This is a genomic window from Ruegeria sp. AG1 (genome assembly GCF_056541705.1).
Genome location: NZ_JBQFYU010000003.1, coordinates 251,929 through 268,098, shown reverse-complemented (window position 1 = coordinate 268,098; position 16,170 = coordinate 251,929). Strand labels below are relative to the sequence as shown.

Below are 16,170 nucleotides of genomic sequence, written 5' to 3'. Positions count from 1 at the left end.
TTGTTGCGCGCGCAACAAGCAATGGCGTTTTTGGACCGCACCAAGTGTTTATGCGCCAAATCCGCTTGCCCGAAGGGTCGCGGATTTGCCAGCCTTCTGCTCTGTGGAGATAGGGAGGATGATATGCTCGACACAACACTCTCGGATCAGGTGCAGGGGTTTCTGGATGACTTCGGCGCGGCTTTGTCCCAAGGCGATATCGATGCCGCCTGCGATATGTTCCAAGACGATTGCTATTGGCGCGATCTGGTAAGCTTTACCTGGAATATTAAAACGGTCGAGGGCAAGGCGCAGGTGGCAGATATGCTATCGCATCAGCTGGCCACAACCAAGCCGAGTGGTTGGAAAATAGCCGAAGGAGAAGTGCCCACAGAAGACGGCGGAATAACCACGGCTTGGATCGAGTTCGAAACCGAAGTGGCACGCGGCTACGGGTTGATCCGCCTCAAGGATGGCAAGATATGGACCTTTCTGACCACGATGGTCGAGCTGAAAGGTCATGAAGAGCCCAAAGGGTTCAACCGCCCACTTGGGGCCAAGCATGGTGCGGGCAAACACAGGACCACATGGGCAGAAGAACGGGCGCAGGAAGAGGCTGAATTGGGCTACGCAACACAGCCCTACTGCGTCATCATTGGCGGTGGTCAGGGTGGGATCGCCATGGGCGCGCGGCTGCGTCAGCTGGGTGTGCCGACGATCATCGTCGAACGGAACGACCGGCCTGGCGACAGTTGGCGCAATCGCTACAAATCCCTCTGCCTGCATGATCCGGTCTGGTATGACCATCTGCCCTATATCAAGTTCCCGGAAAACTGGCCCGTGTTCTCGCCCAAGGACAAGATCGGTGACTGGCTTGAGATGTACACCAAGGTGATGGAGCTGAACTATTGGACGCGCACGACGGCCAAATCCGCCACGTTTGACGAAGACAGGGGCGAATGGACCATCACGGTGGACCGGGACGGCGAAGAGGTTGTATTGCGGCCCAAGCAACTGATCATGGCGACGGGGATGTCCGGCAAGAAACGCATGCCTGATTTTCCGGGTATGGATGTTTTCAAAGGCGAACAGGTGCATTCGTCGGAACATGAAGGTCCCGACAAATGGGCTGGTAAAAAGGTCGTTGTGGTGGGGTCCAACAACTCGGCCCACGACATCTGCGCGGCGCTTTGGGAAAACGATGCCGATGTGACAATGGTGCAGCGGTCCTCAACCCATATTGTCCGCTCGGACACCCTCATGGAAATCGGACTGGGCGATCTTTATTCTGAACGTGCGGTGCGGTCTGGTATGACGACCGAAAAGGCCGATCTGATCTTTGCTTCTCTGCCCTATCGCATTCTTCATGAATTCCAGATTCCGGCCTATGCCGCGATGAAAGAGCAAGACAAAGAGTTCTATGACGGCCTGGAAAAGGCCGGGTTCTGGCTGGATTGGGGCGATGACGACAGCGGGCTGTTCATGAAATACCTGCGTCGCGGATCGGGCTACTACATCGATATCGGGGCCAGCCAGTTGATCATTGATGGCGAGATCAAGCTGAAACGCGGTCAGGTCATCGCGCTTGATGAAACCGGAGTTATCCTTGATGACGGCACGCATCTGGATGCCGATCTGGTGGTCTATGCGACCGGGTATAACTCGATGAACGGCTGGGTCGCGGACCTGATGGGTCAGGATATGGCAGATCGGCTTGGGAAATGCTGGGGTCTGGGCTCTGACACAACCAAGGACCCGGGGCCTTGGGAAGGCGAGCAACGCAATATGTGGAAGCCAACACAGGTTCCGAACCTTTGGATGCATGGTGGAAACTTGCACCAGTCCAGGCACTATTCACAGTTCCTGTCGTTGCAAATAAAAGCCCGAATGGAGGGTATCCCGACGAAGGTCTACGGCCTGCAAGAAGTGCATCACCTCAGTTAGAGTATGCGCTAGAGCCAAGACGCGGACTTTCAATGTAAGTGATGTCTGAGCCCAACTTAATCACACGCGTGCAGGTTTCAAGTTCCACGCGAGGAGTTCCTTCAAGCCGCTATGACCTTTGGGCAATAAGTTCGAGGGTTGTATTGAGATGGTCAAACGGGTCGACCCCATTGATCTTAGCGGTTTCGACTAGTGAGACGATAGGGCTCGTGCTTTTCCGCCTTCGTCATGGTCAGCGAAGAGCGTGTTTTTGCAGTTCAGGGCGATGGGTCGGATCATGTTTTCGACAGGGTTGCTGTCCATCTCGATCCGACCATCGGTCAGGAAGGCTTGCAAGCCCGACCAATGGTTGGTGATATAGGCGAGTTTTCGCCGAGGTGGGATTTCTTGGAGATGCGAGCGCGTTTTGCGGTTAGCCATGCAGCGAAGACGGCAATCAAAGAGGGCGCTGCGCGTGGTTCGTGCAGCCAGCCGATTGTAGGCGCTCATGCCTTTGATCCCAGCCCTAGCAGCATAGGGATCTGCGATCTGGGGCAGACCTTCAGCTGCGATCTCGGAACCATCGCGGTCGTAGACTTCAGGCAACTTGCGTCGTGCATGGGCCCAACACTGCGCGACGATGGCGGGGTCGCCTCCCTTGCGACTGGATCGGGTCAACCGGTTGTATCCGACGTAGCCATCGACTTGCAGGATACTGTTGAGGCCGGTGAGCAAGACTTCCGCGTGTCGCCCAATGCGGCAACCGGCATAGTGGAATACAAAACCGGGCGGATCATCACAGCCCCAACGTCGGTCATCGTAGGCAAGCGTCCAGAGACAACCGGTTTTGGTTTTTTCCTTTCTTAGGCCCAGCAATGCGCGGTCGTTTCATCCATGTAGAGCTTGATGGAGCTTTTCAAATCCGCTGCCATACAATCGATAGCCGCGGCGAAATCGAAGGATGCCTTACCGAGTCAATCCGCCAAGGTGGAGCAGTGTAAGTCAATGCCGGATCGAGCAAGGAATTGAGACTGCCTGTAGAAAGGTAGGTGATAGCTATATTTGCTAACTAGAACATGCGCGATGAGCGCCTCGGTTGGTAGCGCGCCTTCGATCAAGTGGGCTGGAGCTGGCATCTGCACTACGCGACCGGTGCAAGTGCGGCGGGCGTATTTTGGACCAATAGTGACGATCACGCAAAGCTGCGTAGAGATAATGTCTAGCCGCTCGCTGCGGTCCTGACCGATTTTGTGCATCTCACTGCAACCTCAGGGGCAGTTAAGGCTCTCGGTTTCGATGACCTCCTCGATCCGGAGCAGATGACCCGATAGATTGCCGATGTTGCGCTTTACAGGTTGCCGTTTCTCTTTAGTCGCATGTTGCATCATCGGGGCAGCGTCGCGTGCAATCTCAACCTCAGAAAAGGCTGTATCAAGAGCGTTAAAGACTAGTTTGCATTCATTTTCAGACAGCTTTTCGAGTTCCTCGCCATTGAGCGCCTTTACCAGTTCTTGAATCAGAGCCTCTTGTCGTTCTGTGATCTCGACAAACCCTTTTATCGCAGCAGTGATATCTAGCGGTAACACATTCAGATCAATGTCTCTTTTAGGTAAATCCGTAGCCCGGAAGATACAAGACATCGGCTTCAGCATAGTATGTTTCTATGGCCCGAGTCACTCTGCCGCAGAAGGCCTGCGTACCCGACACGTATAAACTCGCCGCCAGTCGAGACCAACAAACAATACCTCGAACTGCGCGCGAGACAGAAGCTTCACACAGTCCCAGATCGCAGGCCAGGTAAACTTGCTGTGTTCGAGACGCATATTAGTCACTACGAAGCCTGACACACCCCAATAGAGAACTTTGATCTGACACCACGCTTGGGCCGGAATACGACCGCGATGCCGGAATTTGGGTCTAGTCCAAGCTAATTTTGCAAAACAACAGCCAAGCACTATGGACTTTGCGGAAGTCTACCGGCTTCGTCGCGACCAGGACTTTGACTGACTGCCCGGGAAGCAATGTACCGAGAGTGCCCGCGCCAGTTCGGCGACACACGCTGCATCAATGTTCAGCGGAACCCGAATGATCGCGCCACCTGCTTCGATCTGGATCGTAGCGCTCGTGTGCGGTTGTATTGGTTGCTGAGATGCGTCAGGCAAAATCTCGATCGGAACAAAGAGATCCTCAACATCATAAGGAACCACATATGGCTGGGATCGCAACAGCCGGACGACCTAACCGAGTCACAAGCAAGAGTAAACATTGCCACACGGGTGTCATGTTAAGCCATTTCTGGTTGAGTGATGGCCGTTCAGTGGAACAAGTATGAAAGGCTGGCTCGCCGCTATCTCCAAACTTGGTATCACGGTGACTAAAAACGCATTTTCCTATCGCGCTCACGTTTCCCAAGGAGGCTTTGCGCTTATCTCTGTAACCAGAAAGTCCATGAACACCCGCACTTTGGGGGACAATACGTTGGACTTGGGGTAGATCAGCCACAAGACATTGTCTTCACTGGCCTCATAGTTTGGAAGAACCCGAACCAAACGGCCTGACTTCAGTTGGTCATGCACGCTCCATCGAGCATTCAAAGAAATACCTGCTCCTGCTAGTGTGGCGCGGACCTGGCTTTGACCGTCATCGATAATCAATTGGCCTTTGGCTGAGGTAGGATCGAAAACAGCGTTTTCGCCCGCCGGTCCTGTCAGCGACCGCGGTTGTAGGTTTTGGAAAGCGATCAGACGGTGGTTTGTCAAATCGGCTGGTGTATCAGGAACGCCGTGCGTGTCGAGGTAGTGTGGTGCAGCACAAAGAATACGCTGGTCATCAGCCAGTTTGCGGCCCTTCAGGCTGGTGTCGACAAGTGGCGCGTTCCTGAGTGCCAGATCATAGCTTCCTTCGATCAGATCGAACTGCACATCCGAAAGCCGCAGATCGAGCGTGAGATCTGGGTGCTGTTCAAGGAACTTTGGCAGGATTGGCGCGATGTAGAGCTGTGCAAAACTGCTTGGCGCAGCAAAACGCAATGTACCCTTGATCGTTGTCATTTGCTTGCCCAAAGCAGCAAATGCCGCCTCTTCCTGCGCAATGATCTCACGAGCGAAGGGCAGGAAATCCGCTCCTTCCACCGACAACGACACTTTGCGTGTCGTGCGGTGCAAAAGCTCGAAACCGAGGTTCTGTTCGAGCTTGGCAAGCCTTGCGCTGGAGACTGCTGGGGCCATACCCAGATCACGCCCCGCCGCGCTGATGTTCAGCATGTCTGCTGCCCTAATAAACAATCGAAGCGCGTCTGTGTCTAAGCCCATTATATTTATTTTCCGAATTATCAATACTGGAATAGGCGGTTTATTTTCAATTTGGTCAAGGTTAAATCCCTTTCACAGAGACAGCACAGCTTAGGCAGGAGGCGCAAATGACACGGACGGCCACGGTCAACTACCATGTTCACAAATCCTACCGGCAAGCTTTTGAGCTTGATGCTGGCGGGGTCGCTGGCAACCTGATTTCCCCTGAACTGGTCGCAACATCCGTTGTGCTATCAGACAACCGCGCAACGACCTCGTCGGTTTCTTTTGCGTGTGATGCCGTTGAAATCATGCCACTTGAAACGCAGGTCCGAGACTTTGCAGGCGACAGCTGGAAACCAATTTACGATGCCGAAATCAAGGCTATGCTGATGGACAAGCTGGATGCGAGAGAGGTCGTGGTTTTTGATCACACACTTCGAGTGGATGACCCTGAAGCAACGCGTAAACCGGCGCGCAATGTTCATAGCGACTACAGCAAGGACGGAGCCGAACAGCGGCTTGTCGACTTGCTGGGCGCCGAGACCGCAGCAGAGTGGGCGCAAAGTCACTACGCTTTTGTCAATGTGTGGCGCCCTGTGGATCATCGGATCAATTCGGCACCTCTGGGCTTTGTACGGCCGTCGTCTGTCGACCCGTCTGACTGGATTCTACTGGACCTGATCTATCCTGACCGCGTGGGGCAAATCATGGGGCTGGCGGGAAACCCCAAACATGAATGGATCTATCAATCCGAAATGACACCGGATGAGGTCGCGGTCTTCAACATATATGACAATCAAGGCCTGGCTTCGATTGCTCATAGCGCACTCGATATGGTCGAGGATCCAAACATCACTACCATTCGCAAAAGCATCGAAAGCCGCACTTTGGTGCGCTATTAAAAGAGGGCCAGACATGTTGGATGAAACGCAGCTGGCTGGGTTTGAGCAAATCAATTTGGCCTACAACCAGGTGTTCCGTCCCGGACGACTGAGCGTCGGCCTTGTATTGCCTCTCGAAGCCTATGCCGTCGGGGCAGAACCGACGCTACGAGGGCATTTGGACGCGGCTCAGAAAGCCGAGGAGCTTGGGTTCGCAGCACTTTGGCTACGCGACGTGCCGTTCAATGTTCCAAGCTTCGGTGATCCCGGGCAAGTTTTCGATCCATTTGTCTATCTGGGGGCATTGGCAACGGCGACGGATCGGATTGCGCTTGGAACGTCGAGCGTGATCCTGCCATTGCGTCACCCCGCTCATGTCGCCAAGGCGGCAGCAACAGCAGATGTGCTCTCGAGCGGGCGGTTGTTGTTGGGTATCGCGTCCGGTGACCGGCCCGAGGAATATCCGGCGATGAACCAGAGCTTTGACGACCGCGGGGCACGTTTCCGCGATAGTGTTGAGTACATCCGCGCAGTTGGATCGGCTTACCCCAAGCATGAAAATGCACAGGGCAAACTGCATGGCGGGATTGATCTATTGCCTAAGCCGCACGGGACGCGCCTGCCGATGCTCATTACTGGAGGTAGCCAACAAACACCTGATTGGGTTGCGCAGAACGGAGATGGTTGGATGACATATCCGCGCAATGCGGCGGCTCAGGGTCAAGTCATCGCGGATTACCGAAGACGCGTGAAGGCGGCAGGTCAACCGGATAAGCCTGTTATGCAATCGCTCTATGTCGATGTTGTTGCCGACGCTGCCGCATCTCCGCGCCCGATCCATCTTGGATTTCAATCTGGCACCGACTTCCTTCGCAGTTATCTGCGCGAGATTGAAACGCTCGGGGTCAATCACGTCGCGCTGAACCTAAGATTCAATCAAGCACCGATCTATACAACCCTCGAACATCTGGCGGATACTCTGCTGCCTGACTTTTCCTGAAGGATTAGACTGATGACCAAGACTATTCTCATTACAGGTTCGACCGACGGCATTGGCCTGCTGACAGCAACGAAGCTGGCAGCCGATGGGCACAAAGTGCTCCTCCATGGACGCAGTGCATCCAAATTGGAGAGCGCCGCTGCCGCCGTCGGCGGGGACGTCGAAACCTATGCCGCTGATCTCAGCGATCTCTCCGCGGTTCGAAGACTGGCCGAAAACGTTCAGGCGAAGCATCATAAACTGGATGTATTGATCAACAACGCAGGTGTGCTGAAAGCCCCGAAATCCGTGCTGGAAAATGGTCAGGACATTCGCTTTGTAGTGAACACGCTTGCACCGTATCTTCTGACCAAACTGCTGCTGCCGATCATTCCTGCCGACGGTCGTGTCGTGAATCTTTCATCGGCGGCACAGGCCCCGGTGAACCTCAATGCCATGCAGGGCAATGTGCCAATGGCTGACATGGAAGCCTATGCCCAAAGCAAGTTGGCGATCACCATCTGGACCCGCGAATGGGCCAAATCCCTGTCCAATGCACCTGTGATGGTTGCCGTAAATCCCGGATCTCTTTTGGCATCAAAAATGGTGAAAGAAGGCTTTGGCCTCGCCGGCAACGATATGAACATCGGCGCTGATATCTTGATTGACGCGGCCTTGGGTGCGCGGTTTGCGGATGCGTCAGGAGCCTATTTCGACAATGACAGTGGGGCTTTCGCTGATCCCCATGCCGCAGCGCTCGACGAAAACCACGCTGCCGACGTCATGAACACCATCAAAGACTTGATCGGCCAGACGGGCTGACCATCCCGGCGCGAAAACGCCGAGCACTTCAACCTTTAACACTCCCCTACCCCTCACGTGTGCTGCGTCGAGGCCCAAGAAAGGACTGCCTGATGAAATACGAGAACTTTCAAACCTTTGACGTAGCTGTTGAGAACGGCATCGCCACGGTCACCTTCAACTTCGGCTCTGTGAACGTACAGGGCCAGGAAATGCTGGCCGACCTCAACAGTCTGGCAATGCGGCTAGAGCGGGACCGCGACACCAAGGTCGTGATCTTTCAGTCGGCCAATCCGGAAATCTGGGTCTGCCACTACGATACCGAGTTACTCAAGGACATGTCGACCGAAGCCGTGTCCCGCGAGGACGCTCAGCTTTTGGATCTGCAGTCGGTTTGCGAGCGGATCAGCAAGGTACCACAGGCCACTATTGCTAAGCTGGAAGGGTTTGCGCGCGGTGGCGGGCACGAGTTGGCCTTGGCGTTGGATATGCGTTTTGCCGCGCGGGGAAAGTACAAGTTCATGCAGATGGAGGTCGGAATGGGCATCCTGCCCTGCGGCGGTGGCGCCTCGCGCATGGCCCGCCAAACCGGCCTTGGCAAAGCGCTTGAGATCATCCTGAGCGCACAAGACTATGACGCGGATGATGCCGAACGTCTGGGCACCATCAACAAGGCATTGGAGCCGGATGAAATCGGCCCGTATGTAACCGCGCTGGCCGAACGCATCGCACAATTCCCTGCAGAGTCGATCAATGCCTGCAAGCAGATGGTCTATGAATCCATCGACAAGCCCATTGATGAGGCGCTGAAGGCCGAAGCCTATTGGCTGTATCAGGCGACCAGCAAAACTCCAGCGGTCAAACGTTTCACGATCGCGGATGAACAAGGTTTGGAACACGACATCGAGAACCAGCGCAAATGGGGCGATCTGGTGATGCAGGTGCAGGACATCAACTGACCACCCCCAAGACAATAGTCTCGTCAGGCGTGCGTGGTTCCGACGTGGGCCTGACAGCATCTCACAAATGGAAAATCCCAATGAAAGCAATGGTTCTCAATTCTTACGGACCCGATGCGCTGTTCGAGCTTGCTGAAATTCCCGATCCGGTCGCGACACCCGGACATGTTGTCGTCAAAGTAGACGCGACCAGCGTCAACACCGTCGACACAATGATCCGAAGCATGGGCGCGGACCTGCCTCTGTCCCCCCAATTGCCCGCCGTACTTGGCATGGATTTCGCTGGTGCGGTTGTTGCGATTGGCGACGATGTGACAGGTTTTGCCATAGGCGATGAGGTGTACGGTTGCGCTGGTGGATTGATGGATCTCCCCGGCGCTTTGGCAGAGTACATTAACGCAGATGCGCGCCTGATCGCGCACAAACCTAAGACGTTGAGCATGCGGGCAGCTGCAGCGCTACCTCTCGTCGCCATCACCGCCTATGAAGGGCTGACCCGTGCCGGTGTTGGCGAAGGTCAGACCGTGCTGGTGCAGGGTGGTGCAGGTGGCGTTGGCCATATTGCCATCCAAATCGCCCGCCATCTTGGCGCCAAAGTGTCCGCGACTGGTCGTGGCGAGGAACAGATGGCCCTGATCGAAGAGCTGGGCGCGCGGCCGGTAGATTTCACAACGCAAAAGGTCCAGGACTACGTGGCTGAGCACACCAGCGGTGTGGGCTTCGATGTAGTGTTTGATAGCGTTGGCGGGCAGAACATGACAAACTCATTCGCCGCCGCCAAACTCAATGGTCAAGTTGCCTCAACGGTCGCGATGGTCGAGATCGATTTGACGCCTGCGCATTTCAGAGGTCTGTCTCTGCACGTCGTTTTCATGCTGATCCCGATGATGCACGATGTCGGGCGTCAAACACATGGCGACATCCTGAGGATACTGGCAGATCTGGCGGATGACGGCGCGCTCAAACCGATTGTTGACGAACAAAAGTTTGGGTGGGCCGATCTCGGTGCAGCTTATGCGCACCTGACGACCAGAGATGCAGTAGGAAAGGTCGTTGTAGAACAATAATCTGACTAGGCCAAGACTGGTGCACAGCAATAGTCATGCGCGCCAACTCTAAATGGGCTTCAATTGTCGCAGCCAATCAATACTAAGCTGACCTTCGTGAAAATACATCAAAGGTTGTTTTGGGTTCATCGTAGTCACTCTCTGCGCGTTAAATGAAGGACTGCTTTTTGTTGCACGGTCAGATAGTCACGCAATCTAGAGACTTAAAAATTCAAAACTCTAAGCAACTGATTTTGTTGGAACCGCAGCACCACCATTAAAGTGATCCGACATCTATACTGACGTGAACTTCTTGCTATTAGTCAACACTTTAATTGAACGCAAAGCTCGGCATGAGGGCTGCTTGCATGCAACCAAGTTTGAAGGATCGCCAGAGCCTCGAGGATTGTCAGAATGTAAAGCCCCCTTACGAGAGGCAGCGCGTGCCCTGTTTCCATTCGTTGGTGTCGCTAACCGCCGCCAGTTTCGGAATTGAAGATGATCGGGGACACACCTACGGAAACACCCTGAAAATGCATCGGAGTCAAGACACTAGCCTAGATGTCTACGAAAAGATGATGGGCGAAATGGACCGAACCTGCGCGCTATGCCAAAAAGGCACCGCTGGTGTGTTTGGCAATTTCGTGATCAATCGTCGATCAACGAGAAGTCATCACGGCCCAATTTTACTTAGCGGTTTCAAGCTTTCTTTGATCGCTATTAATCTTTTTCAACGTGGCTGTCGTCTAGTACCTTCTCAAACAAAGAGGTCATGGGCCAGTCCAGGAACTCTTAGCCGAAACGGCGGATAGACTTCAGGTATTGGAAACCAAAAGCCGAAATCCTACTGATCTTTTCTCTTTCTAGTGTCTTCTTGACGACAAGCCCTACGCCTATGAAAAAAACGTTGACTTCTCAAAGTTGATCGTGGGTATCCCTTCATCCGCAGGGGTCAGTGTTGGTTGCCTTACGATATTCAGCAGCTTTTCGCAGTATGCTTCCCTGATTTTGCCAGTCTTTCGCCAATGCGCATAGATCCAGCACAGAACTTTCAAGACTGCTACAACTTCATGCCGAGCCAAATGCGAGCTGGTCGCCAGCGTTATCTGGTGTTCCACATTAATGCCTAAATTTTAAGCTCGTAGTCGGTATGCACGATCAGTTGGATATCGGTTTTTCGTTGCCCGTGCCGTGTGAATTCGGAAACTAAGCAACTCGCTCGATCTCACTGAGCTTCATCCAAGATATCACGGTGCCGGATTAGCCCTCAGAGGGAAGCGGCCATTTGATCACTGTCAAAACACCGATATGGAATTGGGAATGATCGATGACATCCGCCACAACTTCAGGTTCTACGGTGGCCATGAAGCACTGGACCGGCTCAGGAGGTTGATCGGACGAGAACTCTTTGATGTACCGCTACAGATACCTGTAGTTGCGACCGAAATCATGGCCCTGATTTCTCATCACATTACACCTTGTTAGTCGCCGGCAAGCTAGCCTCGCGTTGCACCATAGCCGATCGGATGGACGGACTACGTAGTTGCTCGGGCGAAATGATGAGGATGCCGGCATCTCCCATACGGATCATGTCCTACGCTTCCTACCGTTTGGGTATCGGCAGCCGCCCATTCACGGCCACCGAACAAGGAGTCCCCTCTTCTTAATCCCTAGTGTCCGATGCGCCATCAACTCAACCAAGCGAAAGATGACCACGGCTAGTGCCCCGATTTTGACAAACCGAGACGAAGCGGGCATCTTACAATACACGGGCTTTCCAGTGCCGGACAGCCGGATGCCCAGCAGGCCATTGCCCGAAATTGCTTCATCGACAATTTGTTCCCGCAAGGTGTAACGATCTGCGTCGACAGGCTGTGTCCGGAAGTTGCGGAACGCGGCCGTGCGCGAACTGGGTTATTGGCAATAATCCTGGCCGTTTTCGGATTCACCTCAAGGTTGATGACAGGCACTTATTTAGCAAATCGCTATGGTGGCCGTCCATTGATAATACGCAGCACATCAATAGACTGTGTCAGAGAATGGCTTTTTGAGACTATGCACACGCCGAACGGCTCATGAATCGCAACGCAAACTCGTTGCGAAACTACTTCTTGCGGATCAAATAGGGAAATCGTCCGGCGCTAGGTGGATCCTCAAAATCTCCAAACAATTTCCATGATTGTCAAATTTTCGCAGAGAGAGCTGTCGCTTCCTTACGGCTGGTTCGATCCTCAGAACCAGAGCATATGTAAACGGGCACGGCTTTTCTTCAGGAGCACACATGAGCAAGCAATACTACGCACCCCATGGCGGACACCCCGGACAAGACCAGTTGCTGACGGACCGCGCGGTGTTTACGGATGCTTATGCCGTGATCCCCAAGGGCACCATGCGAGATATCGTGACGAGCTTTCTGCCGTTCTGGGACGATACGCGCCTATGGGTGATCTCGCGCCCACTGACAGGATTTGCCGAGACTTTCTCGCAATATATCATGGAGGTGCGGCCGGGCGGAGGTTCGGACCGGCCCGAAACCGACACTGAGGCCCAAGGTGTTCTGTTCGTAGTCGAAGGCACCGCGACACTGATCGCTGAAGGAACGCGCCATGAGCTGACCCCAGGCGGCTATGCCTATCTGCCGCCCGGATGTGACTGGACCTTGCGCAATCACTCTGAAAACACCTTAAAGTTCCATTGGATTCGCAAAGCCTATGAGGCCGTTGAAGGGTTCGGGACCCCGGATGTCCTCGTGCTGAACGAAAACGATATCGCACCGACCACAATGCCCGGCACCAATGGGAAATGGGCGACGACGCGATTTGTCGACCCGAGCGACCTGCGCCACGACATGCATGTGACCGTGGTGACGTTTGAACCCGGCGCAGTCATCCCTTTTCTCGAAACCCACGTAATGGAACACGGCCTCTATGTGCTTGAGGGTAAGGCGGTATACCGGTTGAACAATGACTGGGTCGAGGTCGAGGCCGGAGACTACATGTGGCTGCGCGCATTTTGCCCACAGGCCTGCTACGCCGGTGGTCCGGGCAAGTTCCGGTACCTTCTCTATAAGGATGTGAACCGACACATGCCTCTGCGCCTTGGATCCGCCGCCAACCGACGATAAAGGCCTCTCAGTTCACGATTCCTCCGATGGACTGAGTCAATGCTCGGCCCGCCTCGATCACGGGGCGGCTGAGTTGTTCGATCCCGTTCTCGCGCACCCGGCTGGTTGGTCCAGAAACGGAAATCCCCGCAACCGCTTCGCCGTTCACGTCGAACACCGGCGCTGCGATACAGCGCATGCCCTCATTTTTCTCTTCATTGTCGATCGAAAAACCTCGCGCGCGGATAGAAGTCAGGTCCTGTTTCAGACTTTCTACAGTCGTGATCGACCGGTCCGTGAACGCCTGCAGCTGGACGGAGGCCAGCAATCTGTCCAGTCGGTCCTCATCCATATGCGCCAGCAGGACCTTCCCGATCCCCGACGCGTGCATCGGCGATAGTGTCCCGGGCGGAAAGAATGCCCGGATACTGGCATGCGTTTCCACCTGGCTTAGAAAAAGGACCGAGCCTTCCTTCTGAATGCCCAAATTGGCGGTCTCACCCGTAGCTTCCATCAGCTTGCGCATCACCGGTCTTGCCCGATCCACAAGGCTGGTACGCCGAAGAAATCGCGAACCTATTACGAAGGCACGGGGGCCGATATGCCAGATCTGCTCGACGGGATCGAACTCTACCAGGCCCCTGCCCTCAAGCGTGACAAGGATGCGATAGACCGTGGCCGGGGACTGTTGCATTTCATCGGACAGCATCGTCAATGACTTGCCTTGCGCCTCGCTCAGATACTCGAAAACCTCCATCGCTCGATCGAGGGATTTGATCGTGTTCTGAGCCGTTTTGTCATCCCATCCCCGCGGCCTTCCCCTGGCTTTTCGAGGGGAACCAGCGCCATTTTTTTGAGAAACCATAAGAACCTTCGGATTTTTTCGAAATTTTAATTCATCATATGAAAAACATAAGATGCTGACAACTATAAATTAAATCACGATTATTAGTTTTTGAAAATCGTTTTCAAAAAAATTTAAAATCAAGAAGCTTGGCCTTAGGATGTCCCCAACGACGGAAGGAGACCATCCATGAGCTTTCAAAATCCCGTTTTCATTCCAGGCCCGACCAATATCCCTGAAAGCCTGCGCAAGGCTTGTGACATGCCCACGATCGACCACCGGTCACCGCTGTTTGGGCAAATTCTGCACCCTGCCCGCGCAGGTGTTCGGAAAGTTCTGAAAAGCGACAGCGCCGAGGTGTTCATCTTCCCCTCGACCGGGACGGGCGGCTGGGAAACAGCTTTGACCAACACCCTATCTGCCGGAGACAAGGTTCTGGCCGCGCGCAACGGTATGTTCAGCCATCGCTGGATCGACATGTGCCAACGCCATGGGTTGAACGTCGAGATCGTCGAAACCCCGTGGGGCCAAGGCCTGCCTGCCGACCGCTACGAAGAGATCCTGACCGCCGATACGAACCACGAGATCAAAGCTGTTCTTGCCACACACAACGAAACGGCGACTGGCGTAAAGTCGGACATCGCTGCCGTGCGCAAGGCGCTGAACGCGGCAGGGCATCCTGCATTGCTGTTCGTTGATGGTGTTTCGTCCATCGCGTCGATGGATTTCCGCTTTGATGAATGGGGCGTCGATGTGGCCGTCACCGGATCGCAAAAAGGGTTCATGCTGCCTGCTGGTCTCGCGATCGTCGGCTTTAGCCAAAAGGCGATGGAAGCCTCCAAAACCGGCACCCTGCCCCGCACCTTCTTTGACGTCCATGACATGGCCAAGGGCTACGCAAACAGCGCCTATCCCTACACGCCTGCCGTCGGCTTGATGAATGGCCTAAACCAGGCCTGCGACATGTTGCTGAAGGAAGGGTTGGAGAACGTCTTTGCCCGCCATACCCGCATTGCCGAAGGGGTGCGTGCCGCTGTAGGCGCATGGGGGCTGGACCTTTGTGCCGCGAACCCTGCGGTCTATTCCGACACGGTCAGCGCGATCCGCACGCCGGATGGTTTCAACGCGACCGATATCGTCACCCATGCCGCCGAGAAATACGGTGTCGCCTTTGGCGTCGGCCTTGGCGAAGTCGCTGGCAAGGTCTTCCGGATCGGACATCTGGGCAGCCTGACCGATGTTATGGCCTTGTCGGGGATCGCGACGGCCGAAATGTGCATGGTCGACCTGGGCCTCAACATCCAACTGGGTTCGGGCGTGGCGGCGGCCCAGGAATACTATCGTGGCCATCCAGCCGCCGTTCAAAAGGACGCTGCATGATGAAGGACCTCTCCATGTATATCCCGACCTATGAGGACATGCTCGAAGCGCATACCCGGATTGAGCCTTACATCCGCCGGACCTCGGTTCGGACCTCGGACTACCTGAACGAATTGACGGGCGCCCAGCTGTTCTTCAAATGCGAGAACTTTCAGGAACCGGGTGCCTTCAAGGTGCGCGGCGCCACCAACGCAGTGTTCGGCCTTGACGAGGATCAGGCGCAAAAAGGGGTTGCCACCCATTCCTCGGGCAACCACGCGTCGTGCCTGTCCTACGCCGCATCGAGGCGCGGTATTCCATGCAACGTGGTGATGCCGCGCACGGCGCCTCAGGCCAAGAAAGACACGGTGCGTCGCTACGGAGGAAAAATCACCGAGTGTGAGCCTTCAACCACCTCTCGCGAGGCGACCTTCGCCCAAGTTCAGGCGGCCACGGGGGGGGATTTTGTCCACCCCTACAACGACCCGCGAGTGATCGCCGGACAGGGGACCTGCTCGCGCGAATTCATCGAACAGACCGATGGTTTGGACGCGGTGGTTGCCCCCATCGGCGGCGGCGGCATGGTGTCTGGCACGTGCCTGACCTTGTCCACCCTTGCGCCCGAAACCGCAATCATTGCGGCGGAGCCTGAACAGGCCGACGACGCCTATCGCAGTTTCAAGGCGGGCCACATCATCGCCGATGACGCGCCAAAAACCATTGCTGACGGCCTGTTGGTGCCCCTGAAAGACCTGACATGGCACTTCGTTTCGAACCACGTTTCCGAGATCTACACGGCCTCGGAACAAGAAATCATCGACGCGATGAAGCTGACGTGGAAACACCTTCGGATCGTGATGGAGCCGTCCTCGGCCGTGCCTCTGGCCACAATCCTCAAGAACCCCGACGCGTTTAAAGGCAAGCGGGTCGGCCTGATCATCACCGGTGGCAATGTCGATCTGGACAAGCTGCCCTGGCTGAACACCTGACCCAGTCGCAACAG

At 55.0% G+C, this 16,170-nt stretch carries 16 protein-coding genes; 9 read left to right on the top strand and 7 right to left on the bottom strand.

Going from position 1 to position 16,170, the window contains the following annotated elements; all coding sequences use genetic code 11:
- The first annotated feature begins 123 nt into the window (after window positions 1–123).
- Window positions 124–1,923: an NAD(P)-binding domain-containing protein gene (locus ACR0B5_RS05825; RefSeq protein WP_480539097.1), complete on the top strand. Its 1,800-nt coding sequence runs from the start codon at window positions 124–126 to the stop codon at window positions 1,921–1,923.
- Window positions 1,924–2,032: 109 nt separating this feature from the next.
- On the opposite strand, the gene ACR0B5_RS05820 is transcribed toward ACR0B5_RS05825, so the two are convergent.
- The 6 genes from ACR0B5_RS05820 to ACR0B5_RS05795 form a co-directional block, all read right to left on the bottom strand.
- Window positions 2,033–2,098, bottom strand: coding sequence for a hypothetical protein (locus ACR0B5_RS05820; RefSeq protein ID WP_480539311.1), 66 nt, complete (start codon window positions 2,096–2,098; stop codon window positions 2,033–2,035).
- A 14-nt stretch (window positions 2,099–2,112) separates the two neighbouring features.
- Window positions 2,113–2,778 (bottom strand): IS66 family transposase, encoded by a 666-nt coding sequence (locus ACR0B5_RS05815; protein ID WP_480539095.1) that lies wholly within the window; start codon window positions 2,776–2,778, stop codon window positions 2,113–2,115.
- Between the two features lie 98 nt (window positions 2,779–2,876).
- Complete coding sequence (locus tag ACR0B5_RS05810; RefSeq protein ID WP_480539093.1) at window positions 2,877–3,158, bottom strand: transposase; 282 nt, start codon at window positions 3,156–3,158, stop codon at window positions 2,877–2,879.
- A 12-nt stretch (window positions 3,159–3,170) separates the two neighbouring features.
- Window positions 3,171–3,554 (bottom strand): hypothetical protein, encoded by a 384-nt coding sequence (locus ACR0B5_RS05805; protein WP_480539091.1) that lies wholly within the window; start codon window positions 3,552–3,554, stop codon window positions 3,171–3,173.
- Between the two features lie 21 nt (window positions 3,555–3,575).
- Window positions 3,576–3,857, bottom strand: coding sequence for an IS66 family insertion sequence element accessory protein TnpB (gene tnpB, locus ACR0B5_RS05800; RefSeq protein ID WP_480539089.1), 282 nt, complete (start codon window positions 3,855–3,857; stop codon window positions 3,576–3,578).
- A gap of 444 nt (window positions 3,858–4,301) precedes the next feature.
- Window positions 4,302–5,213, bottom strand: a complete 912-nt coding sequence (locus ACR0B5_RS05795; RefSeq protein ID WP_480539087.1) for a LysR family transcriptional regulator — start codon at window positions 5,211–5,213, stop codon at window positions 4,302–4,304.
- A 107-nt stretch (window positions 5,214–5,320) separates the two neighbouring features.
- On the opposite strand from ACR0B5_RS05795, the gene ACR0B5_RS05790 reads away from it, so the two are divergent.
- The 6 genes from ACR0B5_RS05790 (at window position 5,321) to ACR0B5_RS05765 (ending at window position 12,985) form a co-directional block, all read left to right on the top strand.
- Window positions 5,321–6,097, top strand: a complete 777-nt coding sequence (locus tag ACR0B5_RS05790) for a CmcJ/NvfI family oxidoreductase (RefSeq protein WP_480539085.1) — start codon at window positions 5,321–5,323, stop codon at window positions 6,095–6,097.
- Window positions 6,098–6,110: 13 nt separating this feature from the next.
- A complete protein-coding gene (locus ACR0B5_RS05785) occupies window positions 6,111–7,076 on the top strand; it encodes a TIGR03571 family LLM class oxidoreductase (RefSeq protein WP_480539083.1) in 966 nt (321 codons plus the stop codon).
- Window positions 7,077–7,088: 12 nt separating this feature from the next.
- Complete coding sequence (locus ACR0B5_RS05780) at window positions 7,089–7,877, top strand: SDR family NAD(P)-dependent oxidoreductase (RefSeq protein ID WP_480539081.1); 789 nt, start codon at window positions 7,089–7,091, stop codon at window positions 7,875–7,877.
- A 92-nt stretch (window positions 7,878–7,969) separates the two neighbouring features.
- Window positions 7,970–8,815 (top strand): enoyl-CoA hydratase/isomerase family protein, encoded by an 846-nt coding sequence (locus tag ACR0B5_RS05775; protein WP_170667773.1) that lies wholly within the window; start codon window positions 7,970–7,972, stop codon window positions 8,813–8,815.
- An 89-nt stretch (window positions 8,816–8,904) separates the two neighbouring features.
- Window positions 8,905–9,882, top strand: coding sequence for a zinc-dependent alcohol dehydrogenase family protein (locus ACR0B5_RS05770; RefSeq protein WP_480539079.1), 978 nt, complete (start codon window positions 8,905–8,907; stop codon window positions 9,880–9,882).
- Between the two features lie 2,260 nt (window positions 9,883–12,142).
- Window positions 12,143–12,985, top strand: a complete 843-nt coding sequence (locus ACR0B5_RS05765) for a bifunctional allantoicase/(S)-ureidoglycine aminohydrolase (protein WP_480539077.1) — start codon at window positions 12,143–12,145, stop codon at window positions 12,983–12,985.
- Window positions 12,986–12,992: 7 nt separating this feature from the next.
- On the opposite strand, the gene bhcR is transcribed toward ACR0B5_RS05765, so the two are convergent.
- Window positions 12,993–13,829 carry an HTH-type transcriptional regulator BhcR gene (gene bhcR, locus ACR0B5_RS05760; RefSeq protein ID WP_480539075.1) on the bottom strand — a complete coding sequence of 279 codons (837 nt, stop codon included), beginning with the start codon at window positions 13,827–13,829 and terminating at the stop codon, window positions 12,993–12,995.
- A gap of 168 nt (window positions 13,830–13,997) precedes the next feature.
- Here bhcR and bhcA point away from each other — a divergent pair, with 168 nt between their 5' ends.
- Together bhcA and bhcB are read left to right on the top strand one after the other, a co-directional pair.
- Window positions 13,998–15,188 (top strand): L-aspartate--glyoxylate aminotransferase BhcA, encoded by a 1,191-nt coding sequence (bhcA, locus tag ACR0B5_RS05755; RefSeq protein ID WP_170549605.1) that lies wholly within the window; start codon window positions 13,998–14,000, stop codon window positions 15,186–15,188.
- Entirely contained in the window at window positions 15,188–16,156 is a 969-nt protein-coding gene (gene bhcB / locus ACR0B5_RS05750) for a beta-hydroxyaspartate dehydratase BhcB (RefSeq protein WP_170747388.1), read from the top strand. The genes bhcA and bhcB overlap by 1 nt, the downstream gene beginning before the upstream one ends.
- Window positions 16,157–16,170: the final 14 nt, after the last annotated feature.